We start from the raw sequence: 24,583 nt of genomic DNA on the forward strand, positions 1-24,583 counted from the left end.
AACAACAACTTTAAGAGGATAAAATTGGATAACTTTTTACTACTTGCCATCTTAGGAATATTACTTTTATACTTTTTTTCAAGTACAAATGTTTATAAGTCTTTATATAGAAAACTTAATGAAGAAAAAAATATGATGGAAGAAGAAAATAAAAAACTAGAAGAAGTAATTGAGAGATATGAAAAACAAGTAAAAGTTAGTGCTGGAACTTTAAAAAACTCACAAGACTCTTTACAAGTAGCAAGAGATGATTTACAAAAGTTACGATTAGAGAATGCAGAATTAAAACATCAAGTTGAGCATTTAGAAAAAAGAACGGAAGAGTTATATGCTCAAGTAAATACAATGGTTTAGGAACTTTTTTGAAAAAGATATTATTTATAAGTATATTTACTGTTTTTTTACCAATTATATCTTTTTCACAAGAGGAAAAGAATCTTAATTCTGAACCTGAGATACTATTTAAGTATAATAAATTAAAAGAAAATCAAGAAAAATTTGAGCTTCAAGTAGAATTTAATAAAGCAATATTACTCTTAGAAAAAGAAGAGTATGAAGAAGCTATAGAAAGTTTTAAAAAGACTTCAAAACTACTTAAAATACCATCGTTTTTAAATATAGGAATAGCCTATTATAAACTTAATCAAATTGATAATGCTTTATTGTACTTGAATAATATCTATGATTATAAAGAAGCCTCTTTCTCAAATACATATTCATACATTTCTGCCAGTTATTATTTATATTTAATAAAGAAAGATAGAAAATATCTAGAAACAATTATTGATATAACAAAAAAGTTTTCTAATTTAACTGAGCACTCAAAAAGATTAGTTGCAGATAGTCTAATTCTCTTAAAAGATTATGAGAAAGCACTAAAAGTTTTAGACACAATGCAATTTCCAATGTATCTAAAAAAAGCAATGTTATATTTAAAACTAAATGACTTTAAAAGTGCAGAAAGGTATTTAGAAAGTGCAAAGAAAAATACTCTTAATCAAACTAAAATTGATTTGATTTTGTGGCTAATGATTTATAGAGACTTAAAAGCAAATGAAATAGCAAAATTATTAGAAAGACTAAAAGAAGTTGAAAAAGTTAAATCAAGTTTTAAAATAAATCAAGAACACCCTTTAAAAATATTTTTTAATAAAAATAAATATACAACAAAGGAATATTTGAGTTTTATTACAAATTTTAGTGAAGAAAGAAAGATTGATTTTCTCTTTTATTTTGCTCCTTTTGTTTTTTCTGATAAGCAAGAAGTTTTATATGATATTTCAAAAGGTTTTGTATTTAAAGACAAACAAAGTGTAGAAAGTTTGGAAGAAATGGTTAAATACAATGCAAAATTTATTGATATAATCAAAGAAGACCCAATAATAAGAGTAAATAAAATGAAATCTTTTATAAAAGAAGATTCAAACTCTTATATTTATTATAATTTAGCTCTGTGTTATGCTCAAATCAGTGATTTTCATAATGCTTATAAGTACTTTTCAAAAGCATATAAACTAAATCCAGGAAATAAACTTTATTCTGTAATGACTTTAATTACAGCAGAAATAACTAATAAAAGAATAAATGATAAAGAGTATATTTTACAAAATATTCAATCTAAAAATGGAATGTATAAATATTTTGGACAGAGAATATATTCTTTGTTTTTGAGTAAAAAAGCATCAGTAGTTTTTGATCCATTAAATTATAAAAATACAATATTTTTTAAGGCTTTAGATTATTTAGATAAATTAGAAGAAAATAACTTATCCTTAGACCATCCTTTGTTTACTGAACATTATAAAGATCCTTTAATATATTTAATGAAAGCAACATTAAAAAGAGAAGGGGAAAATGATTATAATTATTTTGCAAGACTTCAAGATACAATACCTTTGAAAATTAATGGGAATTTTTTAAAAGGACCCATTGTAGTAACAAAATATTATATTGATTTATTAAAGGCAATAGGTCTTTTTCATAAGGCTGATTTAACTTTAAAAGATGATAATAGTCCTTCTTATTTAAGAATAAAAGCTTTTAATGAGTTATATAATAATAATCCAAAAGAGAGCTTAAAAATATTGCAAACTTTACAAAAAGAGTATAAGCTAGAAGACAAATTTACTATGTATTTGATTGTATCTGCTCAATTAGAGGATGGTAAATATAATGAGGCTCTACTACAGATTGCATTAATTAAGGCAATATTAAAAGATAAAGATGCTGATTTTTTAAGTGGTATTCAATTAATTCAAGAACTAAAATTAAATAGTTCTAGTCAGTATTTTACTAAACCCTATAGTAATTCTTTAATAGATTTTAAAATAATAGACCTTGACGAGTTATTAGAAACTCTCTAGTCTAAATATAATTTTTTCTATTTTTTAACATTCTTCATAAAATTTAATATTTTTTTGATATAATAATTATAATTCTATACTTTTCAAGGAGGCTCTTATGGAACTAGGTAGAATAGCTGAAATGGATAATGCAAAAAGTAATCATGTAGAAAAAATTAGAACTGTCCAAGAAGTTGATGAGAAACATAAGACAGTACAAGATGATGAGTATAAAAAAGTTCAAGGAAATACTCAAGAAATCGAAAAAAACGAAGTTATCTTAGATAATGTAAAATTTGGTTATAACAAAAACTCAAGAGATTTTTTTGTTAAGGTTACAAGAGGTGATGCAGAGTATAAATACCCAACAGAAGATATGATGAAAATAAAAGCTCATATGTTAGAATCTTTACAAGACCAGCAAAATAATTAATAAAAATAAAGGGATTTTTTTTGGCATCAGACTTATCAAATTTTTTAAAAGATGAATTATCAAATACTTTGGAACAATTGCTTTCAAAAAGCACAGCAATTGATACAGTATCAAAAGTAGACCTTGATGAAATTGAAGATTCTCAATGTATTGAGATTTCAGTAAAGTTTGAATTTTCAAGTATCTCTTCTACTTGGAATTTTTTCATTCCTTCTTTAACAGCAACAAAATTTGAATTTTTTATGCTGGGAGGAATGGGAGATTTAAAAGAACATATAGATGATGAAATAGCAGATGCTGTAAATGAAATTATTTCAAATGTTTGTGGAAGTTTTTGTACTACTGTAAATGCACAAGGCTTTAATGATGTTTCTTCAATAAAATCTGAGCTTGCAGGCTCATCAATAAAGGCTATTAAAGATATTGATTCTAGTGAAAATCTATTTTATTTTGATTTATCATTGGATGGTGAAAAATTACCTATTTATTTAGGATTAGATGAAATAATATTACCTTATTTATCAGCAATTACGGGATATGAAGATGTTGATTCTTCATCATCTTCACAGGCTTCAACAAGTAGTTCAAGTAATCCTTCAGCAGTAAGTTCAAATTTAGGTTCTAGTGTATCTAGTATAAGTTCTTTATTATCAGAAGATTCAGCAGAAAATCTTCAACTACTTTTTAATATAAGACTTAAACTTAGTGTAAGATTAGGAACTAAAAATTTTTTACTAAAAGATATTCTTAGATGGGATATTGGAGAGATTATTGAATTAGAACAAATGGTAAATGAACCTTTAGATATTTTAGTAAATGGTGTTAAAATTGGAGAAGGAGAAGCTGTTATTGTGGAAGGAAAATTTGGTTTAAAAATAAAAAATATTGGTGATAGTGCATCAAGAATAAGTCAAATAGGGTTATCATAATATGGATAAGAGTACAGCAGGTGGATTAGCAGCAGGTTGGGGAATGGTTTCCTTAGCCATTGTTTTAGGTGGTGTAGGTTTTGGCCCTTATATTGATATTCCTTCCGTAATTATAGTAATTGGAGGGACTTTAGCTGTTACAGCAGGACAATTTGAGGGTGCAGACTTAAAAAGAATGGGACCTGCAATGAAAGTTGCTTTAAATGAAGTACCATTTGAACCTTTACCTGAACTTATTGAAAAAATTACTTTTTATGCAACTGAAATTAAGAAGCATGGTGTAATGCATATTGAACAAAAAGTTTTAGAAGAAACTAATCCTTTTTTTAAAGAAGCATTTCAATTACTTGTAGATGGAACAAAAGCAGAAACATTAACTCCTTTATTACAAACTAAACTTGATTATATGGAAAAAAGACATAATATTATGCTTAAAATGTTTGCAAATATTGGTGGTACGGCAGGTTCTATGGGGATGATTGGTACATTAGTTGGACTTGTTGCAATGTTAGCAAATTTATCAGACCCTGCTTCAGTTGGACCAGCAATGGCAGTTGCTTTATTAACAACTATGTATGGAGCTTTAATTGGTACTTTATTTGCGGGTCTAATTGAAAGTAAGCTTTCTCAGAAACATTCAAAAGAAGTAGAGTCATGTGAAGTAATTATATTAGGTACTTCAATGATTGCTGCAGAAGAATCAATAGGTAATATTAAGATGCAATTAAATTCAATTTTAGTTGATGGGGAAGAAGAGTAATATAAATGGCTGAAAAAAAGTGTCCAGAATGTCCTAAATGTTTACCAGGTTGGCTTGTACAATTTGGTGATTTAATGTCATTACTATTAACTTTTTTTATTTTATTATTATCTATGGCAGTTATGGATAAAAAGAAAGTTGAAGAGTACTTTGATATTATGAAAAAAGCAATGGGATTTATTGATGCTTCAACTGATATTCAGACGCAATCAGAAAAATATTCTACTGAAACAAGTAATTCTTCTGATGATGATACAGATTCAAATGATGAATCTATGGAAGAAACAATGCAACAAGTTGCAGAGTTAGTAAATGAAATGAATGACATAAGTACCATAGAAACAGAACAAATTCAATTGGAAAAAGGACAAAATGAGTTTATTTTAGATATTCCTTCTACAATAATGTTTGAAGAAGGACAATATGAAATTAAAAACCCAAATTCAAAACGATTTATAGCAAAAGTTGCAAGAGTAATTAGAACTATGCCTCAGTCTTTTAATATCGAGATTATTGGGCATACTGCTTCTACAGGATTAAAAAGTGCATCTATTCCTAGAGATAATTGGGATATGTCAGCATTAAGGTCTATTTCTGTTGTTAAAGAGCTAATAAAAAATAGAATTGACCCAAGTTCTTTAAAAGTAGCTGCTTATTCTTCTTATCAACCAAGAAGTGAGCTAGCATCTGATAATAGAAGAGTTGAAATGAGATTTTTTGCAGATGACACTGCAAATGATATTTTATCCGAAGAAAGTTTTTTTGATAGATTGGAGTAAAACATGGATATAAATACAAATTTTTCTGATATAAAAATGATTGAAAAGAGCCCAGTAGATAACTATAAAAATGTTGATGCTTCAAAACTTGAAGATGAAGCTTTAAGAAAAGTAAGTGATGATTTTGAAGCTTTTTTTATGAAACAGCTTTTAGATATTTCTTTAAAAGATAGCAAACTTGCTGGAGAAAGTAGTGGTTCAGAAATTATTAAAAGTATGTATACTGATGCTGTATCTAGACAAACAAATGGTATGGTTGGAATAAGTGATATGTTATATAATTTTTTGAGTGAACGAAAAAATTAAGGATTTATTATGATTGAAAAAATTGTTGATGAAATGTTAACTCTAGTAAAAAAAATGAAAGATTATATAAATCAAGACATTGAAGATATAAAACATGCTAGACATGAGGCTTTACTTACAAGAAATGAAGAAAAACAAGAAATGATGGAAAAAATAGTTTCTTATAAGCAAGAATTAAATCAAGAAATTATTAATAAAATGAATGAAGGCATTGATGTAAATATCTATAGAGAAATGGTAGATAATTTAGAAGTGGAATTAAAGTCATTATATGAATTAAACAAGAAATTGGCAATCATTGTTCAACCTATTCAACAAATGTATAAAGAAATAGTAGAAGAACTTACTCAAATCAATGGTGGGAAAATGGTCGATGTTAAGGCATAAAAGTCTTTTTTTAATTCTTTTTATTTCAAAACTTTATAGTTATGATGTTGTTATAACAAATAAAGATATAAATTACAATGAAGTAATTAATATAAATATGATTTCACAAACAAAAGTTAATGAAATAAAAAAATATTGTAAACCTCTTTCTTATGAAGATTTTAAAAATAATAAATATCAAGCTTCGCATTATATGAGAAAAGGTTTTGTTATTTGTGAAGACGATGTTAAAAACTATAAAAAAAAGTCAGTACTTTTCGATTTTGGTATCATTCAGATAGAAAAAGAAGGTGAAGTTATTTATGAAAATGATGAGTATATCAGAATAAAAAGAAAAGATGGAGAGATTGAAAAAATTTACAAAGATGGAAGATTAAGATGAATATGCTCTCTTTTTTAGGTGAGACTCCTACTGCTGCTCTTAAAAATGCACAAGAAGAGTGTGGAGAGGAAGCAATTGTAATTTCTACAAAAAAAATATCTAGCGCAAAAGATAGAAGTAAAGATATGTATGAAGTTATTGTTGCATTAGAAGATGATGAGAAAGAAATTCCCCATACAAAGAAAATAACATCTTCAATAAATAACTCAAATAAAGAACCTCGATTTGAAGCGAAAGTATATGATTTTAAAGAAGAAATTCTTAAAATGCAAGATGCAATTTTACAAGTTCAAAAAAGTCTTTGGGATCCTAAAAGTCAGTTATATGATTTAACTATTCCTCCTGAATTTGTTGATATGTATAATTTATTTGAACAAAATGAATTTGATCAAGAAATGACTTATACAATAATGAAGAAAACAATAAAACAATTACCTTTTGCATTAAAAGCAAATCCTAAAAAGGTTAATGATTTTTTTAAATTAGTATTAAGAAGAATTATTCCAATTAAGCAAGAAGTTCCTTTAAGAAAACATCAAAGAAAAATTATAATGATGGTTGGACCAACAGGAGTGGGAAAAACTACAACAATTGCTAAATTAGCTGCACGTTATGCTTATAAGTTAGGACAAAACTATAAAGTAGGAATTGTTACATTAGACTCTTTTAGAGTTGGGGCAATAGAGCAACTACAAGCATATACGAATATTATGAGACTTCCTTTGGAAGTGGTTAAAAAACCAGAGGGGCTAGTTGAAGCTTTAATTAGATTAAAAGATTGTAACTATATTTTTATTGACACAGCAGGTTCAAGTCAATATGATGTTGATAAGATTGAAATGATTAATGAATATCAGCAGAAAGTACATGAGTTACCTATTGAAAAAGTTTTAGTATTACCAGCAAATGTAAAACAAAGCGATTTAGTAGATATATATACTAATTATTCAAGATTAAATATTGATTATTTAACTTTTACTAAACTAGATGAAACAAGAAGTTTCGGAAACTTAATCTCTTTTTCTCATAAAACAAAAAAATCTATTACATATTTTTCTATTGGACAAAATGTTCCTGATGATTTAATTGTTTCTGATTCTAGTTATTTAATTGATTGTTTTATGAATAATTCTTGTGCAAGGAGATAACTTAATTGTTTAATTCTATCTCCTCTCAAGCAAGTAAATTAGTTAATTTAACTAAAAAAAATAGCGTAATTTCAAAATCAAAAATTTTAACAATAACATCAGGAAAAGGCGGGGTTGGAAAATCAACTTTTACTGCAAATATAGCTTATCTTTTAGCATCAAGAGGTTTTAAAGTTGCAGTAATTGATGCAGATATAGGTCTTGCAAATATGCAAGTTCTTTTTGATATTAGACCAAGACTTTCTCTTTTTGATTATATAGAAGGCAGAAATACAATTGATGAAGTAATAACAAAAACACCTTTTAATAATATTTCATTGATTGCAGGGAAAAGTGGATATCAATACTCAAGCTTAAAAACATCAATGTTTTTAACAAGAATTGTAGATGATATAAAAGAATTAAATAATTTTGATTATGTTTTAATTGATACTGGAGCAGGTTTAAATGAATATGTTCAAGAGTTTTTATCTATTTCTGATAATATATTAGCACTAACTACTACTGACCCTTCTGCCTTAACAGATGTTTATGCATTAATGAAAATGTTATCAAGAGATAAAGAAAAACTTTTATTATGTTTTAATCACACAAAAAAGTATCAAATTGGAGAAACAATTTCTAAATCTTTAATAAATTTAGCCCAAAAGAATAGGTTAAATCCAAATTTTATGATAAAATATATAGGGAATGTTTCAACTTCGACAAATATATCAACAACATCAAGATTAAGAAAACTTTTTGCACATGAGTTTATAAATGATCATATAACTTTACAATTGCAAAAAGTAATTGATATATTATTAAAAGAAATTAAGTAGTAGGTTTGTAAGTAGTGGTATTTGATAATTGTTTAACTAGCATTGGACATCTATGATAATAGAAAAATTTTCACAAAATTTAATCAATAGTGGTATATTCAAACTGTATATAGCTACAGGTTTCTTTGCTACTGTTATATTTTTTGTACTTAATGCTGACCTTTTTACTCCTTTAGAAATGCTATTTGGAATAGTAGGAGTAACTATTATTTTAAAAGGTGTAACAAATATGATGCTTTCTATGTTAATTCTTCTTTTTAATTTAGATAAAAAAAAGGAAGAAATTGATATAAAATACCATGAAGATAAAATTCAAGCTATGTTGGCAGAATTAGGTGTACAAGATGCACAAAGTCAAGTTGATAAACAAAATTCAAATGAAAAATAAGGGTTTTAAATGAATATTTCTTCTATAACAGATTCAATTGGTTCAATTGGAACAAAACAAAATAATCAAGTAAACCAAAAAGAAAATGATTTAAATTTTCAAGATATGCTAAAAAATGCAATAACTGAAGTAAATGATGCTCAAGTGCAAGGTTATGATGCTATGGAAGGTATAGCAACGGGAAAAGTTAAAAATCTTCAAGAAGCTGTTCAAAAAATTGAAGAGGCTGATTTATCTTTAAAGTTAGGCTTAGAGGTAAAAAATAAAGCAATCAATGCTTATAAAGAAATAATGAAAATGCAAGTTTAAAATAGGAGTTTACAATGGGTTTTTTTGATGGATATGATATTGCAGTTTCTGGTATGAGTGCTCAAAGAACAAGAGTAAATATTACAAGTTCTAATATAGCAAATGCTAAAACAACTCATACTGAGGATGGAGGTCCTTATAAGAGACAAAGTGTTGCTTTTCAAGAGATTATGTTAAATCAAAATAAAAAAACAAATGAAACTTCTTTTGATAATAATAAGGATTCTAATCAAGTTAATTTAAGAGGTGTAGGAGTAAAATCAATTATAGAAGATGATTCAGATCCTGTGATGCGATTTGAGCCTTCACATCCTGATGCAAATGAAGAAGGTTATGTAGCTTATCCAAATATTAATCCTGTAATAGAAATGGTTAATTTGTTGGAAGCAAGACGTTCTTATGAGGCGAATGTTACAGCATTTTCAACTCATAAAAATATTGATGTTAAAACAATTGATATAATGAAAGCATAATAAATGACAAAAGAAGTAAGCCTTTTAAATCTTGGAGATACACAAGATAATAAAGCTAGTACTAATAATTCTAAAGAATCAAAAAAAGAAGGAATGTCTTTATTTGATTCACTTTTAGCTTCTAGTAAAGAAAGTGCTTCTTCTAAAACTACTACAAATGTAGAAACATCAAAAAATAGTGAAGAAAAAACTAATAATGATATAAAAAAAGAAATAACAAAGACTAATACAGAATCTACTAAAACAAATAAAGACTTAGAAAATACAAATAAAGGTGAAGAATCTAATAGGGAAATTACTGAACAAACTACAAAAGAAAAATCTTCTTCTTTAGATGAATCTTCAAAAAAAGATAAAAGTGATAATCTCAATAAAACTTCTGAAAATATACCTAAAACAACTTCTTTATTGGATAGAATGATAATTGAGGGTAAAAAACAAATATCTTCAAATAAAAAACAAGAGAATAATGAACTTAAAAATAATGAAATAAATGAACATAAAATAAAAACAGATAAAGAAAATGAAAGTACAAAAAATATAAAAGTTCTAAATAATGAAATTTCAAATAAAGAAAATAAAGAGAATAAAGTAAACCAAAAACAAACATCTATGTTAGATGAAATGATTAATAATGCTTCATCTAAAGTAAATGAATCACATAGTAAAAAAGTTAGTTCAGAAAAAAAAGAAGAAGTTTCTGATTCAAATAAAAAAAATGTTGATTTACCAGCAACTTCTTCTTCTAAAGTTTCAGAAGAAAGTAATAGCTCTGATGAAAATAATCTAGTTAAACAAGTTCAAAGTTCTATGGATGAGGTTTTATTCCCTAAAGAAAAAGTTATCACAGAAGAAGAAAATCAAAAAATAAACATTAACTCTGCCCAAAAGCCTGAAAATAAATTGATAAATTCAGATATGGGTGCCAAAACAAATGAAGCTACAAAAGAAAATAAACTAGAAAAGAGCAAAGAACTTCAATTAGAAAAAAAACCTATTGAAGCTAATATTTTGAACAATGAAGAGAAAAAAGTAGATACTTCTGAAAATAAAAAAGTTGAAACTTTAGAAAGTAAAAACACGACAGAAATAGATACAAAAGAAGAAAGTAAGAGTAGTAAAACTCAAGAATCAAATACTACACTATTAACTACGGAACTTAAAAATAAAGAAAATAGTACTACTGAAAAAGAGAAAGAAGTTTTAAAACCAGAAATTAAACAAGAACCTACAAATGAAAAAGAAGAAAAACAAAATATAATAAATAAAGACTCTAAGTTAAATAATGATGTGGAAAATAAAGAAGAAGTAAAAAATAAAACTTCTCAAAATAATAATTTAAATATCAAAGATGAAAAAAGTAATACTCCTACTGAAGATTTATCAGCTGGAAAAAAGTTAACAAACTTAGATAAAGAAGCTTTGAATAATAATGAAGAAAAAATAAATTTAAATAAAGAAGAAATTAAAAATAAGACTTCTTTACCAAAAAATGAAGAAACAAAACTTGAAAATAAACCTTTAGAAAAGCCTTTAAATGAAGATAAGTTAATAATAAAAAAAGAAGAGAATACTGTTTCTAATCCAAAAATAAATGAAAATGTAAATCAACTTAATAAAAAAGATGAAGTTTTAACAAATATATATTTAGGAAGTCAAAAAAATTCTATTAATAATCAAATTTTATCAAATAAAAATGAAGCATTAAAAATAGTTAAAGATGGTAAAAGTGTAGAGGATATTAAACAAGGAGCAAAAAAACTTGATATTTCTGTTAGTGATATTTCTATAACAAAAGAAAAAGAAGTTTTAACTGATAATTTAAGAAAAGATGTTGAGGTTAAATATCAAAGAGATAATTTTGTTGAAAAAATGACTTTAAATAAAAATATAAAACAAGAAGAGAATACAGCTAATCAAATAAAAGAAAATATAACAAATACAGCTACTCAAAAAGAAACTACTGTGAATATCACTGTAGCACAAACTACAGCCTTAACAATACAAAATAGAATAGTTGGTGCACATCAACAAATGTCTAGTATGATGTCAGATATTGCAAGAAATATGTATGAAAACTATAAGCCACCAATTACTGCCTTTAGAATAAATTTATTCCCTGCTCAATTAGGTCAAATTGCAATTTTGATGAAAAGTGATAAAGATAATGCTATAAGTATTTCTATGAATATGTCAAACTCAAGTACCTTAGACTCTTTTGTAGATAATCAAAGTATATTAAGGGATGCCATTAATAGAAACTTTAATAATCCAACGGAAGTAAACTTTGAATTTAATATGCAAGATGAGAATAATTCAAATAGCTCTTCAAATAATCATGAAGAACAAAATAAAGAGCAAAAACAACAGCACTCTTCAAGTGACATTTTAGAAGCAGTTTCTGAAAATAAAGATGTTGCAGAAGATTTAAATTATATGTAATGGAACAACTTTTATCTTTGCTTTCAGAAGAAACTTTTTTTGGTTTTCTTCTTCTTTTTGCTAGAATAGTAGCATTTGTTTCTTTTATGCCACCTATTTTTAATCATTCTACTGTAAATCCTACACTTAGGGTATCAATAGCTTTTTATCTAACTATCTTTTTATATCCTTTAGTTGAATTAGAAGGTGACTTTTCTCAAGAGAGATTTATATTATCATTAATTTCTGAGGTTACACTAGGACTTATAGCTTCTTTTTTCTTACATGTAATATTTGCTGCAGTAAGAATTATTGGAGAATTAGTTGAATATGCTACTGCTTTATCAATGGCTAGTATGTTTGATGCTACAAGTGGAACGAATTCAGGTTTGGTTAATAGATTTTTATATTTAGTTGCATTAATGTTGTTTTTTCAAACGGGAATGTACGAAATAACAATAATTATGTTGGTAAAAAGTTTTTCAATGGTTCATTTAGGGACTTTTGATATTTTTTCCTATGATGGGATACAAATTGCAATTGATGAGATTCAAAGGATGTTTGCTTTTGCTTTCTCTTTTGCTCTTCCTTTATTTTTTATAGGATTTATTTTAGATATTTATTATGGTTATGGTACAAAGTCTATGCCAGCCTTTTCTCCATTTGTAATTACTTTTCAGCTAAAATTTGCTTTAATATTTATATTCTTGATTTTAGGAATGGAAGTTTTTACAGATAGTTTTACAAATTATATGATTAATAAGTTTGAGTAGGTTATGGCAGACGAAGAAGAAAAAACAGAAGAACCCACAGATAAGAAAATAGAAGATGCCAAGAAAGAAGGTAATGTTCCTAAATCAATGGAAGTAACAGGGGCAGCAGTTCTTTTTTTTGGTTCAATTTATTTATTGTTTTTTTCTGGGTTTACTTTTGATTCAATACGAAAATTAATGCTTTTCTCTTATGGTTTCATTGGTGAAGAGATGAATGAAACAGTATATTATTCTATTGCCTATACAACAGTAATGACAGCAGTAAAAGCTTTATTACCTTTATTTGCTTTAGTAATGATTTTAGTATTTGTAACAAATTTTTCACAATTTGGATTTCTTTTAAACCCTTTAAAGCTTGACTTTCAAAAACTTGATCCAATAAAAGGTTTAAAAAATATTTTTGGTATGAAGAAGGCTTTGGAGGCTCTAAAATTAACTTTAAAATTAACAATTATCGTAATTGTGATGTTTTTAGTTTTGATGCTAACACATAAACTTTTTTTAGAGATGATGGATAAAGAGTTTTATGCAACCTTTAATACAATACTAGAGTTAATAGGATATTTTCTTTCAGCAATACTACTTATTATTATAATTTTTGCTATAATAGACTTCTTTTTTACGAGACATTATTATTTTAAGTCTTTGAAAATGAGTAAGCAAGAAATTAAAGATGAGTTTAAAAATATGGAAGGGGATCCTCAAGTAAAAGGGCGTATTCGTAAAATACAAATGCAAATGCATTCAAAAAGAATGATGAATGATGTTCCTAGTGCAGATGTTGTAATTACAAACCCTACTCATTATGCTGTTGCAATGAAGTATGATAATCAAGTAGATAGTGCACCAAAAGTAGTAGCAAAAGGTATTGATTTTATGGCCTTAAAGATTAAAGATATTGCAAGAGAAAATGATATTCCAATAATTGAGAATCCTGCATTAGCAAGATCTTTATATTCCCAACTTGAGGTTGATCAAGAAATTCCAGAAGAGTTTTATAAAGCCATGGCTGAAATATTCTCTTATGTTTTTGAATTAAAAAAGAAAAAAAGGTAATTTTTGAGAGTAGTTTATTTAATTCTTTTAATAGTAACTTTTTCTTATGCAAAAAAAGACTTTTATTATGGTTTTGTAGATTCAAGTGGAGAACAAATATCTCAACAAAGAATTCAAGCTATTGATGATGGTTTTGAAACAATAAAAAATGCAAGAGATTTTTCAAAAGAGGGAAGACTTGATGAAGCTTATGAGCAAATAAATGCTTTAAAAGAACAAAACAAGATACCAATTTTATATTCAGATATTATTATTTTATATTCAGAGATTGCTATAAAGAAAAAATCAAAAAGACTTATTTTAGAAGCTTCCAAAGAGTTGGAAAAAGCTATAAATGATTCAAGAATTCATGAAAGTGATTTAGCAAGAGCTTATATGATTCTTGTAGAATTAAAACTTAATATAAATAAATCAGATGAAGCAAAATATTTTGCAAATATAATTATTAATAACTTTGATAATGAAGTAGTAAATGCTTATGGAAAAATATATTTAGCCAAAGTATATAAATATAAAAAAAATTATGATCAATCAATAAAAATATTATATGAAGTTTTAACAAAAACAACGGACTTACTAGTTGCAACCTTAGTTGCAGATGAATTGTTTGATGTCTATGTTTTAAATGAGCAAAAAGAAAAAGCATATGAATTAATATCTCAAGTTCTTAAAAAAAATATGGATTATTATGCAAGTGATTCTTTTTTAGCTTTAGAAAAAGTAAATAGACTTTTAAAGGCTCAAATGCCAGAGTTTGCTGTTCAAATTTTGCATGAACTTCTAAATCGTACAGATAAACCAGCTGCTTTAGAGGATTTTAAATACAAGTTAGCAGAAATTTATATGAAAATGTATGATGGTACTGATAAATATTTGACTAAAGCAAGGGAATTATATAAGGATATAATAAATGATTATCCTTCAGGAATATATTCAGAAAAATCAAAAATGTATATTGATGAAATTCTTATGAGACAAGGTGTCCTTGAACCCGCTGCAGTTGCTGCAAAATATGCAGATTCTGAATCAATGCAACAAAAGGTTTTAGTGCAAGAATTACTAAATCATAAGAAACAAAAAAAATATGATTTAATTTTAAAATCAAAAAGAATATATAAAAAGATTTCTGATTCTATTGCTCAAAGATTTGGTTATGAATCAATTGAGAAAATTTTTGATGAAGTTGCTATTTCCATGATTAAACAATATCTTAATACAGGAAAATGCTTTTTGTTAAATGAAGCTTTACAAGATGCAAGAAATGAAACTTTTCAAAAATTAGTTGAAGATAAAGAAACAAAAGACAAGTTTTTTGAATGTTTAATTGATGTACCTTTTGAAAAAGCATATGTTTTATTAAAGGATACTTTTAATACAAGTAGAAATGCAAATATTTATTTATATCTAGAAAGAATGGCAATCTCTTTACAAAACTATACTGATGCAAAATCTTTTTCTGCTAAAATTGATATGGTAGATGATAAAGAAATATTAGCAAAAGAATTTTTATATAGATTTTTGATTTTAAATCATAATGGTGATTCTATTACTATGGATAAATTCTTTAATTATGCACAAACGAATCAAGAATTTATAAAATTTAATGAAGATAAACCGATGATAATAGACTTTTATTATTATTACTATTTATACTTAATTAAAAAAGATTATAGAGAACAAGCAAATGAAATACTAAATAGATTATATGAAAAGCAGAAAGAAAATAATGCACATATCTATTCTCCTTTTGTGGAGTTAGAATTAGCAAAAATTGCCCAAACCAATAATCAAAATGAAAAAGCTTTATCTTTACTTTTGGATTCTTTAGAATACTCAAGAAAAATAAGACCTAATGCTTTAGCGCAAGTTTATTATGAAATTGCTGTTTTATATGAACAATTTAATAATAATATTAAAAAAGACGAATTTGTAAATAAATGTAAAGCAATAGAGAATACAGAAAACAGTCTTTATAAAAAAATGTGTGATGAGATGTAATATGGATATAGACTCACTTTTAAGTCAAATTGATTCTACAGAACTTTCTATTCCTTTTGGAAGAATTAAACATATTTCTTCTACGACAATAAAAGCTTCAGGAATTGAAGTTGCTGTTGGGGATATAGTAAGAATTGAGTCCCAACAAAATATTTATTCTGTTTTAGGAATGGTAGCCTCAATTGAATCAAATGATTTTATTATAGTTCCTTTTTCCTTTATTGAAGGTTTTAGAATACATGATAAAGTTTTTTTACAAAAAGATGGTTTATCTGTTGCAACAGGTTATGGACTTGTAGGAAGAGTTGTAAATGCTTTAGGGGAACCAATAGATGGAAAAGGTAAAATCAAAGACCTAGAGGAAAACTCACCAATTAACAAAGTTTCTATGTCTCCTCTTGAAAGAGGAGTTATTGATCAAAGATTTTCAACTGGAGTAAAATCAATTGATTCAATGCTTACTTCTGGAAAAGGACAAAAAGTAGGTATCTTTGCAGGTTCTGGTGTAGGTAAATCAACTTTAATGGGAATGGTAGTTAAAGGTTGTGAGGCTCAAATAAAAGTTGTTGCACTAATTGGAGAAAGAGGACGTGAAATTCCAGAATTTATTCATTATAATTTGAATGATAATTTAGAAAATACGATTATAGTTGCAGCAACCTCAGATGAATCTGCATTAATGCGTAAGTATGGAGCTTTTACTGCAATGGCAATTGCTGAATTTTTTAGGGATAAAGGACATGATGTTCTTTTGATGATGGATTCTGTAACAAGATTTGCAATGGCACAAAGAGAAATAGGCTTAAGCACTGGAGAACCTCCTGTAAGTCGTGGTTATCCACCTTCAGTATTTGCCCTTTTACCTCAATTAATGGAGCGGGCAGGGAATAATGCAAAGGGCTCAATTACTGCTTTTTTTACAGTACTTGTAGATGGAGATGATATGAATGACCCTATTGCAGATCAGAGTAGATCTATTTTAGATGGACATATAGTTTTAACTAGAGAATTAACAGAACAAGGATTTTATCCTCCTATTAATCTTTTAAAATCTGCTTCAAGAGTTATGGATAAAGTTGTTGATGATGAACACTATAATTATTTTTTAAAGCTAAAAAGGATATTATCATTAATAAAAGAAAATGAAGTATTAGTTAGAGTAGGTGCATATAAGCCTGGAATGGATAAAGAATTAGATGATGCTTTATCAAAAAAAGAAAAAATAAGAGAGTTCTTGACACAAAGTATGAAAGAACAGTATAATTTTAATGAAATAGTATCGAAGTTTAAGGAGGTATTCCAATGATTAAGTCAACTTCAGAAACTTTATTTAGATTGTCAAATTTAGATAAAGAACAACAAAGAATAAGTTATCAATTAGGTGGAGAAATATTACAATATGGTAGTGATGATGCTAATTTATACACTAGAAAAATATACCTTGATGATAAAATGAAGGTTTATGAAGGTATAGAAAATCAAATAGAAAAAACTACTGCTCAAAATTTAGCCTCTGATTCAACAATGAAAGAAATTAAAGAATTACTAGAGTATGTAAAACAAGAAGTACAAAAAGGTATTACTGCAACAACAGACCAAGATGCAAGGGAAGCAATAGCAACAAACTTAAAAGGTGTAAAAGAAAACCTTTATATGCTTGCCAATGAACAAATGGAAGGTGAGTATCTTTATGCTGGCTCAGATTCTATGAAACAACCTTTTGTAAAAGATGATTCAGGAAAAGTAACTTATCAAGGTGATAGCTTTTTAAGAAAAGTAGTTGTAGAAGATGGCTCTTATAGGGAAAGAGGTATTACAGGTTTTGAAAACTTTATGTATACAGTTGAAGCAGCTTTAAAAGGTGAAACTTTAGAGTTCTCTGCAGAAGAAAGAATACTAGATGAATCAAGTTATGAATGGAAATTAGAAGCTTCTACTCCTGTAACTACTGCCCCTGCAACAATTAATTTTCAAGCTAATGATGTACTTATTGATGAAAATGGTACAAGTTGGAAAGTAAATGATACTATACCTAGCTTAGAAAATTCAAATGGAGATTCTATAGCAATTACAGGAACAGGACCATATAGTTTAGATATGTCTAGTATTGCAATTACTCCTGCAACAGCAACAGTTCCTACAGAATTAAGTACTGCACAATTAGTAAAATATGATGAGGAAGGTTTACCTACAGCTGACACTCTTAGTGTAAAAGCTAGTTCTACTTTAGGAAAAGATTATGAAGTTGTACTTCCTAACGTAGATGGTACAAAGTTTGAAGCAAAAGGAAATACTTTTGATATCATGGATAAGATTATAAATGCTTTAGAACAAAAAGATGCTGATGGAAATGATATTCCAAATGCTCTTGCAACTGAAGAATTAACTGAATCTTTAAAATTAATCCAAACTGCTAATGATGCAGCAAACAGTGGACATGCAAAACTTGGTGGAAGAAATAAAGTATTTGAAATTTCTTTAGAAAGAGTAAGTGCTAAGCATACACTATTTCAGAAAATGAATACTGAGATTAATGGAGCTGATTTAACAAAATTAGCAGTAGAAGCAAAGGCTTTAGAAATTACATATACAGCAATGTATGCAACTATAAATAAAATTCATCAATTATCTTTAGTTAATTTTGTAAGATAATAAATAAGCTAAAGTAGTAAATGAACCTAAGAAAGTATTTTTCAAAAGATTTATTTGTTGTAGCACTTTTTGTTGCTATACTTATGATTATAATAGTTCCTTTACCAAAGGGACTATTAGATTTTTTTCTAATAATATCTTTATCTTTGTCTTTATTAATTTTATTAATATCATTATATATACAAAAACCAGCTGACCTTACTACTTTTCCCACAATTATTCTGATATTAGCACTCTTTAGGCTTTCTTTAAATATTGCAACAACTCGGTCTATTTTAAGTGAAGGACATAATGGCCCTGATTCTGTAAGTTCTATAATTTCAGCCTTTGGAGAGTTTGTTGTAGGTGGTAATATGGTAATAGGTGTTATTGTATTTATCATATTAGTGCTTATTAACTTTATGGTTGTAACAAAAGGTGCAACAAGGGTTGCAGAGGTTACGGCTAGATTTACCTTAGACTCAATGCCAGGTAAACAAATGGCAATTGATGCAGACTTAAATGCAGGTTTTATTGATGATATTGAAGCTCAAAAAAGAAGAAAATCTTTAATTACTGAAGCAAGTTTTTATGGGGCGATGGATGGTTCTTCTAAGTTTGTTAAAGGTGATGCCGTTGCTGGTATTATAATTACTTTAGTTAACTTAATAGGAGGACTTTTAATAGGTTTATTCCAGCATGATATGACTGTTGCTCAAAGTGGCGAAATTTATACTATTTTAACTATTGGAGACGGTCTTGTTGCACAGCTACCAGCACTTATTCTTTCAACTGCCACTGCTGTAATTATTACTCGTTCAAATATGGATGAGGACAGATTTGCAAGCCAATCTATTTCTCAACTTGTAAAAGACTCAAAAGCATTAGTTCTTGTAGGAATTGGTCTTGTATTGTTTGGGTTTATTCCAGGTTTCCCTACAGGTATTTTAATGGTAATGGGAATACTTTTATTTTTAACAGGATATATAATTTATATGATTGAAGAAAATAAAGATAATACACTTACAAGATTATTTAATCCTCAAGAGAAAAGAACAAAAGCAAGTGCTAAAACACAAGATGTTGATGAACTTAAAGAAAAGAGAAAGAAAGAATCTGTTCCAGATGAAAATCAAGTTATGGAGAATATCATGAAGATGGATGTTCTTGAATTAAAACTTGGAATAAGACTTCTTCAATTAGTTCAAGGAAATTCAGAACTTCTTGATAAAATAAAAGCTATTAGAAAAACAATTGCTTCAGAATTAGGTTTTGTAATTCCTCAAATAAGAATTTCTGATGATGCTAATTTACCTCCAAATGAATATGAGTTATATTTAAAAAGAATACCTTTAGTAAGAGGTAGAGTTGAAGCAAATAAACTATTAGCAATGGGTGGAACTTCAAAAAAATTAAAAGGTATTCATGTAAAAGAGCCTGTTTTTGGTTTAGATGCAACATGGGTAGATGAAGAACAAAAAGATGATGCTTTAATGAATGGTTATACTGTTGTTGATGCCCCAACTATAATTTCAACTCATATTTCAGAGATTATTAAAAAGCATGCAGAAGATATTATTACGAGACAAGATTTAGTTGATATTATTGAAAGACTTAAAAAAGATTTCCCTATTGTTATAGAAGAGGCAATGAAAGTGACTTCTTATGGATCATTATTGAAAGTTTGTAAAGATCTATTACATGAAAAAATACCAATTGTTGATATGTTGACAATTATTGAGGCTGTTGCAGATATTGCAGAGTTTACAAAAGCTCCTGATGTTTTATTAGAACATGTAAGAAGTAAGTTGTATAGATTAATTACAAATCGTTTTAAAGATGATGATGGAGTTTTACACCTTATTACAATTAAGCCTGAAATAGAACAACAATTTATTGGAAAACTACAAGAACAACATGGAGTATCTCAGTTAATGCTATCTATTGCAGAAATAAATAATTTAGTAACAAAAACAAAAGAGATTTTAGAATTAGTAGAAGCAAAAGGTTTTTCAAAAGTTGCAATGGTAGTTGATCCAATGCTTAGAAAAAGAATATCTGAAATTTATGAAAAGTTTGGTTTACAGGTTGCAGTTTTATCCCATGCTGAACTTGATTCAAAAGCAAACTTCTCAATAGAAGGTACATTGGAATTTTAATGGAAAAAATAGTTAAGATATTAAGCATATTTTTTGTTTTTTTTACTTTATCTCTTTATAGTTCTGTAACTCTTAAATCTTCAAACTATTTCATAAAAGGGGAACCTTTTATTTTTGAGTTTGAGGCAAAAGGAAGTTCAATTCAATTTCCAAAAATTGAAAAAATCGATAATTATTTAGTGCAAGATTTAGGAACCTCAAGGTCTTTACAAATAATAAATGGAAGTTATAGTGAAAAAATAAGTAAAAAATATCAAATTGTTCCAGAAAGTAATTTTGCAATACCTAGTTTTCAATTTGAAATAGATGGTTCAAAATTTCAATCTCAGAAAAAAGAGATTAAGGAAAAGAAAGCAACACAAACAATTTCAAATGATTTTTCTTTAAAGTTAATATCCCCAAAAAAAGATATTTATGTTGGAGAAGAAATACCTTTAAAATTAGTTTTTAAATATAAAAAGAATTTGCAAATTACAAATTTAGATTTACAAAAGCCACATTTTGAAAACTTTTGGTATGAAAGATTAGATACTAATAATACTAGATATGAGGAAAATAACTTTATCGTTCAAGAGTTAGATTATCTTCTTTTTGCCCAAAAAAGTGGGAATTTAGAAATTAATCCTTTGAATGTAGTTGTTCAAATAGCAAAACGTGATTCAGCTTTTGGAGGTTTTTCTATTTTCTCTGCACCAATTGAAAAAAAAATATATTCAAACCCTTTAAATTTTAATGTAAAAAAGTTACCTGAAAATACAAGCTTAATAGGAAGTTTTGATATTAATGCAGAACTTGACAAAAGTAAAGTACAAAAAGGTCAAGCAGTTTCTTTGAAAATAGAAGTTAATGCAGTTGGGAATATTGATGATATAAAAGATATTTCTTTAAATATTGATAATGCAACTATTTATGAAAATAAGGCAAAAATTACAAAAGAGTATAAAGGAAATAAATTATTAGGAAAATACGAAAAAGTTTTTTCAATTATTCCAAATACTACTATTACAGTTCCTAGTATTGAATTAAACTATTTTGATAAAGACAAAAATAAAGTTATAACAAAAAGTACTTCTGAATTTATTATTGAAGTAGTAGAAAATGAAGTAAAAAATGAACCAAAACTTGAAAAAGCAAAAGAAATAGAAAAACAAGATAAGAAAATAGTTTATAAAGAACAAAATTCTCTAATAAATAAAATAATATTTTTTCTTCTAGGCATAGCATTTACATTATTAATTATTGGTTTATTTTTTTACGTTAAGGTTCTAAAAAATAAAAAAGATAAGAAAGAAACAACTCTTTTAAAAAAAGTTAAAAAAGTCAATAAAAAAGAAGATTTACTAAAAATATTACTTCCTTATTTAAAATATAGTGAAGAGTTAGATAAGTTGATTTTCAAGTGTGAAAATACTGCTGATTTTAAGAAATTAAAAAAAGAAATAGAAAAATTAATTAAGAAATTAGACATATAAGGCTAAAGATGAAATATATATTTGTTTTATTATTTGTAATAAATGGTTTATTTGCAAATGAATATTATGCAAAACTTAATCCAATTGAAAGCTATACAATTAAAGCTTCAGTTAGTGGAAAAGTAATTTATACAAATGATAATATTGAAGGTAAAAAAGCTAATAATTCAAAAATTATTGAAATAGATTCTTTTGTTGATAAAATTGATTTAAAGCAATCAAAAATAAAATTAGAAGCTATAAGTGAAATGCTAGAGATTGAAAAAGCAAACTATGAAAGAATGTTAAAAGTATCTTCTAAGTCAGGTTTTGAAAAAGATGCTCAAAAATTGAAAGCAATAAATTATCAAGTTACAAAAGCAGATATAGAAGTAAAAATTGCAAATTTAGAAGATAGTTTAAAGAATAAAAAGTTAGTAGAAAAAAATAGATATATTTATAATATTGCAGTTAAAGAAGGAGACTATGTTACTCCTGGAACTTTACTTTATGAAGCAAAAGACTTGACAAAAGGAAAATTAGAAATTTTTGTTCCAATTAGTGAGATAGAAAATATTAAAAATAAAACAATTTATTTGAATGATAAAAAAAGTGATTTAAAACCAAGTAAAATATATGAAGTTGCAGACTCTACACATATTTCTTCTTATAAAGTTGAAATACTAATTCCTAATCCAGAAATATTTTCTCGATTAATTAAAATCGAATTTAAATAATCTATAAAACCAAGATAGAAATTGAAATATAAAGAATTATTAATTAATTATCCTGTAGTTAGACAATTGTCTATTCTACAGCTTGTAGCTTACTTTGCTGCATGGTTTTCTAATGTTGCTATTTATACTTTGCTTGTACAGTTTGGCTCTTCTGCTTTTGCTATTTCTTTAGTTACTGCAATGCATTTTCTGCCTGCAATTATAATTGCTCCACTTTCAGGAGCTATTATTGATAGGTTTAAACTAAAACCTTTAATGGTTACACTTTTATCAATTGAGTTATTAATGACTTTATTATTTTTAACAATTGATGGTAAAGATGAAATTTGGCTTTTAATGCTTTTTATTTTTATAAGAATGGCTAGTGCCTCAATGTTTTTTTCTACAGAGATGTCTCTTCTTCCTAAACTTATATCTGGAGTTGCTTTACAAAAAGCAAATGAAATTCATTCTATTATTTGGTCATTTACTTTTGCTGCAGGAATGGCAGTTAGTGGTATAATTGTAAATATTCTTGGTGTTCAAACTGCTATAATAATAGATGCTTTTATTATTTTAGCAGCTATCATTTTATTGATTAATATTAATTTTAAAATTGAAACAATTCATATAAAAGAGAAAATAAGCTCTTTAATAAAAGATGGTTTTTTATATCTAAGAAAAAATAAAGTGGTTATGCAGTTAATTCTTTTACACTCTTCTGTGGGCTTAACTGTTTATGATACCTTAGTAACTTTATTAGCTAAAAATGAGTATAAATATGTAATTTCAGTGCCTCTTGCTATTGGTTTAACAAATGCAGTAAGAGCAATTGCTTTGATGGTAGGTCCTTTTTTTATTACGAATAGAGTGAATAAAGATATGCTTTTTTACATATTTATTTTTCAAGGAAGTGCTATAATTTTTTGGGCCTTAGTTCAATGGAATTTTTATTTATCTTTAATAGCAGTATTTTTTGTAGGTTTTACAACAACAACAATTTGGTCTTACACATATGCTTTATTGCAAGAGAAAACAGAGAAAAAGTATTTAGGAAGAGTGATTTCTTATAATGATATGATTTTTATGTTAACAAATGTTTTAACAACAATATTTATAGGTGTAATGGCTGAATTAATATCTTTAGAATTAATTACAGCCATTTTAGGGTTTGCTTTTTTTGTAGTTGCTTTATATTACAAGAAAATTAAAGCTTATATTTAAAGCTCATGTAAATATTTTATTTTTTTGAAGTACTCTTTATAAAAAGGAAGAGTTACTTCATTAAAACTATCTTTATCAATAAATAAGTTTATATACCACTCAAAGTCTATTTTTTTATTTTTTAGAGCTTCAATTGATAATAAAGTATCATTAATAGATCCTAGTTTAGAAGAAGTAATTAATTTTGCCTCTATATTAAAAAACTTAATTAAGTCAATAATAAAGAAATCTTTTTCTATAGGAACAAAAAGACCTCCTGCCCCTTCAATAATTAAAATATCACATAATTTTTCGAGTTCTTCTTTTTTTTCTAGTAAAAAGTTTAAATCAATATTTGAGCTTCTTTTCGCAACAAAAGGAGCTGCAGGAAGTTCAAATTGATAAGGAACAATATCATTTATTGTAACTTCAAAAGAAGGATTAAGTTCTTTTACAAGTTTTAACATTTTTGAACCATCAATAGGTTTTTCTTTTACACCTGTTTCAATAGGTTTGAAGTAACCAACCTTTAATCCTTTTTTAGAATAGTACTTTAAAAACTGTTCACAGGCATAAGTTTTTCCAACATCTGTATTTGTTGCTGTAACAAAAATAGATTTTTGAGACATTATTTACCTTTAATAATTTTTTTTGAATTTTATCTAAGTAAGATTAAAAACTATATATTGTATATTTTTTAATCTCATTAACTTAATAT

The 24,583-nt window shown here is 26.6% G+C and carries 25 protein-coding genes; 24 read left to right on the forward strand and 1 reads right to left on the reverse strand.

Translation table 11 applies throughout. From position 1 onward, the window contains the following. The first annotated feature begins 24 nt into the window (after nucleotides 1-24). The 24 genes from CP965_RS11905 (at nucleotide 25) to CP965_RS12020 (ending at nucleotide 23,886) form a co-directional block, all read left to right on the forward strand. Entirely contained in the window at nucleotides 25-354 is a 330-nt protein-coding gene (locus CP965_RS11905; protein WP_129062335.1) for a hypothetical protein, read from the forward strand. Between the two features lie 8 nt (nucleotides 355-362). Then, entirely contained in the window at nucleotides 363-2,363 is a 2,001-nt protein-coding gene (locus CP965_RS11910) for a tetratricopeptide repeat protein (protein ID WP_228712720.1), read from the forward strand. A 97-nt stretch (nucleotides 2,364-2,460) separates the two neighbouring features. Further along, a complete protein-coding gene (locus CP965_RS11915; protein WP_129062336.1) occupies nucleotides 2,461-2,775 on the forward strand; it encodes a flagellin in 315 nt (104 codons plus the stop codon). A gap of 20 nt (nucleotides 2,776-2,795) precedes the next feature. Next, on the forward strand, nucleotides 2,796-3,704 hold the full coding sequence (locus CP965_RS11920; RefSeq protein WP_129062337.1) for a FliM/FliN family flagellar motor switch protein: 909 nt from the start codon (nucleotides 2,796-2,798) through the stop codon (nucleotides 3,702-3,704). 1 nt (nucleotide 3,705) lies between these two features. Beyond that, entirely contained in the window at nucleotides 3,706-4,464 is a 759-nt protein-coding gene (locus CP965_RS11925) for a motility protein A (RefSeq protein WP_129062338.1), read from the forward strand. A gap of 5 nt (nucleotides 4,465-4,469) precedes the next feature. Further along, nucleotides 4,470-5,243, forward strand: coding sequence for a flagellar motor protein MotB (locus CP965_RS11930; protein WP_129062339.1), 774 nt, complete (start codon nucleotides 4,470-4,472; stop codon nucleotides 5,241-5,243). A 3-nt stretch (nucleotides 5,244-5,246) separates the two neighbouring features. Further along, nucleotides 5,247-5,549 carry a rod-binding protein gene (locus tag CP965_RS11935; protein ID WP_129062340.1) on the forward strand — a complete coding sequence of 101 codons (303 nt, stop codon included), beginning with the start codon at nucleotides 5,247-5,249 and terminating at the stop codon, nucleotides 5,547-5,549. Nucleotides 5,550-5,558: 9 nt separating this feature from the next. Then, a complete protein-coding gene (locus tag CP965_RS11940; RefSeq protein ID WP_129062341.1) occupies nucleotides 5,559-5,936 on the forward strand; it encodes a hypothetical protein in 378 nt (125 codons plus the stop codon). Further along, nucleotides 5,923-6,318, forward strand: coding sequence for a hypothetical protein (locus tag CP965_RS14255; protein ID WP_206732299.1), 396 nt, complete (start codon nucleotides 5,923-5,925; stop codon nucleotides 6,316-6,318). Before CP965_RS11940 ends, CP965_RS14255 begins: the two co-directional genes overlap by 14 nt. After that, nucleotides 6,315-7,466 carry a flagellar biosynthesis protein FlhF gene (gene flhF / locus CP965_RS11950; RefSeq protein ID WP_129062342.1) on the forward strand — a complete coding sequence of 384 codons (1,152 nt, stop codon included), beginning with the start codon at nucleotides 6,315-6,317 and terminating at the stop codon, nucleotides 7,464-7,466. Before CP965_RS14255 ends, flhF begins: the two co-directional genes overlap by 4 nt. A gap of 5 nt (nucleotides 7,467-7,471) precedes the next feature. Then, the gene (locus tag CP965_RS11955) at nucleotides 7,472-8,287 is read left to right on the forward strand and encodes an AAA family ATPase (protein ID WP_129062343.1); all 816 of its coding nucleotides are present in this window, start codon (nucleotides 7,472-7,474) and stop codon (nucleotides 8,285-8,287) included. A gap of 52 nt (nucleotides 8,288-8,339) precedes the next feature. Next, nucleotides 8,340-8,675: a hypothetical protein gene (locus CP965_RS11960; RefSeq protein WP_129062344.1), complete on the forward strand. Its 336-nt coding sequence runs from the start codon at nucleotides 8,340-8,342 to the stop codon at nucleotides 8,673-8,675. Nucleotides 8,676-8,684: 9 nt separating this feature from the next. Further along, nucleotides 8,685-8,984 carry a flagellar hook-basal body complex protein FliE gene (gene fliE, locus CP965_RS11965; RefSeq protein ID WP_129062345.1) on the forward strand — a complete coding sequence of 100 codons (300 nt, stop codon included), beginning with the start codon at nucleotides 8,685-8,687 and terminating at the stop codon, nucleotides 8,982-8,984. A 14-nt stretch (nucleotides 8,985-8,998) separates the two neighbouring features. Continuing rightward, nucleotides 8,999-9,457, forward strand: a complete 459-nt coding sequence (gene flgC, locus CP965_RS11970; RefSeq protein WP_129062346.1) for a flagellar basal body rod protein FlgC — start codon at nucleotides 8,999-9,001, stop codon at nucleotides 9,455-9,457. 3 nt (nucleotides 9,458-9,460) lie between these two features. Beyond that, on the forward strand, nucleotides 9,461-11,899 hold the full coding sequence (locus CP965_RS11975) for a hypothetical protein (protein WP_129062347.1): 2,439 nt from the start codon (nucleotides 9,461-9,463) through the stop codon (nucleotides 11,897-11,899). Then, nucleotides 11,899-12,651 (forward strand): flagellar biosynthetic protein FliR, encoded by a 753-nt coding sequence (locus CP965_RS11980; protein WP_129062348.1) that lies wholly within the window; start codon nucleotides 11,899-11,901, stop codon nucleotides 12,649-12,651. The genes CP965_RS11975 and CP965_RS11980 overlap by 1 nt, the downstream gene beginning before the upstream one ends. 3 nt (nucleotides 12,652-12,654) lie before the next feature. Continuing rightward, nucleotides 12,655-13,707, forward strand: a complete 1,053-nt coding sequence (gene flhB / locus CP965_RS11985; protein WP_129062349.1) for a flagellar biosynthesis protein FlhB — start codon at nucleotides 12,655-12,657, stop codon at nucleotides 13,705-13,707. Between the two features lie 3 nt (nucleotides 13,708-13,710). Beyond that, a complete protein-coding gene (locus CP965_RS11990) occupies nucleotides 13,711-15,705 on the forward strand; it encodes a hypothetical protein (RefSeq protein ID WP_129062350.1) in 1,995 nt (664 codons plus the stop codon). A gap of 1 nt (nucleotide 15,706) precedes the next feature. Beyond that, entirely contained in the window at nucleotides 15,707-17,011 is a 1,305-nt protein-coding gene (fliI, locus tag CP965_RS11995) for a flagellar protein export ATPase FliI (protein ID WP_129062447.1), read from the forward strand. Beyond that, entirely contained in the window at nucleotides 17,008-18,357 is a 1,350-nt protein-coding gene (locus CP965_RS12000; protein WP_129062351.1) for a flagellar hook-associated protein 3, read from the forward strand. Before fliI ends, CP965_RS12000 begins: the two co-directional genes overlap by 4 nt. A 20-nt stretch (nucleotides 18,358-18,377) precedes the next feature. Beyond that, entirely contained in the window at nucleotides 18,378-20,495 is a 2,118-nt protein-coding gene (flhA, locus tag CP965_RS12005; RefSeq protein ID WP_129062352.1) for a flagellar biosynthesis protein FlhA, read from the forward strand. Further along, nucleotides 20,495-21,967 (forward strand): BatD family protein, encoded by a 1,473-nt coding sequence (locus CP965_RS12010; RefSeq protein WP_129062353.1) that lies wholly within the window; start codon nucleotides 20,495-20,497, stop codon nucleotides 21,965-21,967. Before flhA ends, CP965_RS12010 begins: the two co-directional genes overlap by 1 nt. A gap of 8 nt (nucleotides 21,968-21,975) precedes the next feature. Continuing rightward, on the forward strand, nucleotides 21,976-22,683 hold the full coding sequence (locus CP965_RS12015; RefSeq protein ID WP_129062354.1) for an efflux RND transporter periplasmic adaptor subunit: 708 nt from the start codon (nucleotides 21,976-21,978) through the stop codon (nucleotides 22,681-22,683). A gap of 21 nt (nucleotides 22,684-22,704) precedes the next feature. Beyond that, nucleotides 22,705-23,886 (forward strand): MFS transporter, encoded by a 1,182-nt coding sequence (locus tag CP965_RS12020; RefSeq protein ID WP_129062355.1) that lies wholly within the window; start codon nucleotides 22,705-22,707, stop codon nucleotides 23,884-23,886. Here the strand turns inward: CP965_RS12020 and bioD are convergent. Further along, nucleotides 23,883-24,494 carry a dethiobiotin synthase gene (bioD, locus tag CP965_RS12025; RefSeq protein WP_129062356.1) on the reverse strand — a complete coding sequence of 204 codons (612 nt, stop codon included), beginning with the start codon at nucleotides 24,492-24,494 and terminating at the stop codon, nucleotides 23,883-23,885. The two genes, CP965_RS12020 and bioD, sit on opposite strands and share 4 nt — an antisense overlap. Nucleotides 24,495-24,583: the final 89 nt, after the last annotated feature.

The organism is Halarcobacter mediterraneus (assembly GCF_004116625.1).
In the GTDB taxonomy this organism is placed as follows: domain Bacteria; phylum Campylobacterota; class Campylobacteria; order Campylobacterales; family Arcobacteraceae; genus Halarcobacter; species Halarcobacter mediterraneus.

Bases quoted from the DNA above. Each gene is read 5' to 3' on its own strand.
- CP965_RS11915 (WP_129062336.1), top strand. From the start codon at position 2,461: ATGGAACTAGGTAGAATAGCTGAAATGGATAATGCAAAAAGTAATCAT.
- CP965_RS11925 (WP_129062338.1), top strand. From the start codon at position 3,706: ATGGATAAGAGTACAGCAGGTGGATTAGCAGCAGGTTGGGGAATGGTT.
- CP965_RS11930 (WP_129062339.1), top strand. From the start codon at position 4,470: ATGGCTGAAAAAAAGTGTCCAGAATGTCCTAAATGTTTACCAGGTTGG.
- CP965_RS11935 (WP_129062340.1), top strand. From the start codon at position 5,247: ATGGATATAAATACAAATTTTTCTGATATAAAAATGATTGAAAAGAGC.
- CP965_RS11940 (WP_129062341.1), top strand. From the start codon at position 5,559: ATGATTGAAAAAATTGTTGATGAAATGTTAACTCTAGTAAAAAAAATG.
- CP965_RS14255 (WP_206732299.1), top strand. From the start codon at position 5,923: ATGTTAAGGCATAAAAGTCTTTTTTTAATTCTTTTTATTTCAAAACTT.
- flhF (WP_129062342.1), top strand. From the start codon at position 6,315: ATGAATATGCTCTCTTTTTTAGGTGAGACTCCTACTGCTGCTCTTAAA.
- CP965_RS11960 (WP_129062344.1), top strand. From the start codon at position 8,340: ATGATAATAGAAAAATTTTCACAAAATTTAATCAATAGTGGTATATTC.
- fliE (WP_129062345.1), top strand. From the start codon at position 8,685: ATGAATATTTCTTCTATAACAGATTCAATTGGTTCAATTGGAACAAAA.
- flgC (WP_129062346.1), top strand. From the start codon at position 8,999: ATGGGTTTTTTTGATGGATATGATATTGCAGTTTCTGGTATGAGTGCT.
- CP965_RS11975 (WP_129062347.1), top strand. From the start codon at position 9,461: ATGACAAAAGAAGTAAGCCTTTTAAATCTTGGAGATACACAAGATAAT.
- CP965_RS11980 (WP_129062348.1), top strand. From the start codon at position 11,899: ATGGAACAACTTTTATCTTTGCTTTCAGAAGAAACTTTTTTTGGTTTT.
- flhB (WP_129062349.1), top strand. From the start codon at position 12,655: ATGGCAGACGAAGAAGAAAAAACAGAAGAACCCACAGATAAGAAAATA.
- fliI (WP_129062447.1), top strand. From the start codon at position 15,707: ATGGATATAGACTCACTTTTAAGTCAAATTGATTCTACAGAACTTTCT.
- CP965_RS12000 (WP_129062351.1), top strand. From the start codon at position 17,008: ATGATTAAGTCAACTTCAGAAACTTTATTTAGATTGTCAAATTTAGAT.
- flhA (WP_129062352.1), top strand. From the start codon at position 18,378: ATGAACCTAAGAAAGTATTTTTCAAAAGATTTATTTGTTGTAGCACTT.
- CP965_RS12010 (WP_129062353.1), top strand. From the start codon at position 20,495: ATGGAAAAAATAGTTAAGATATTAAGCATATTTTTTGTTTTTTTTACT.
- CP965_RS12015 (WP_129062354.1), top strand. From the start codon at position 21,976: ATGAAATATATATTTGTTTTATTATTTGTAATAAATGGTTTATTTGCA.
- bioD (WP_129062356.1), bottom strand. From the start codon at position 24,494: ATGTCTCAAAAATCTATTTTTGTTACAGCAACAAATACAGATGTTGGA.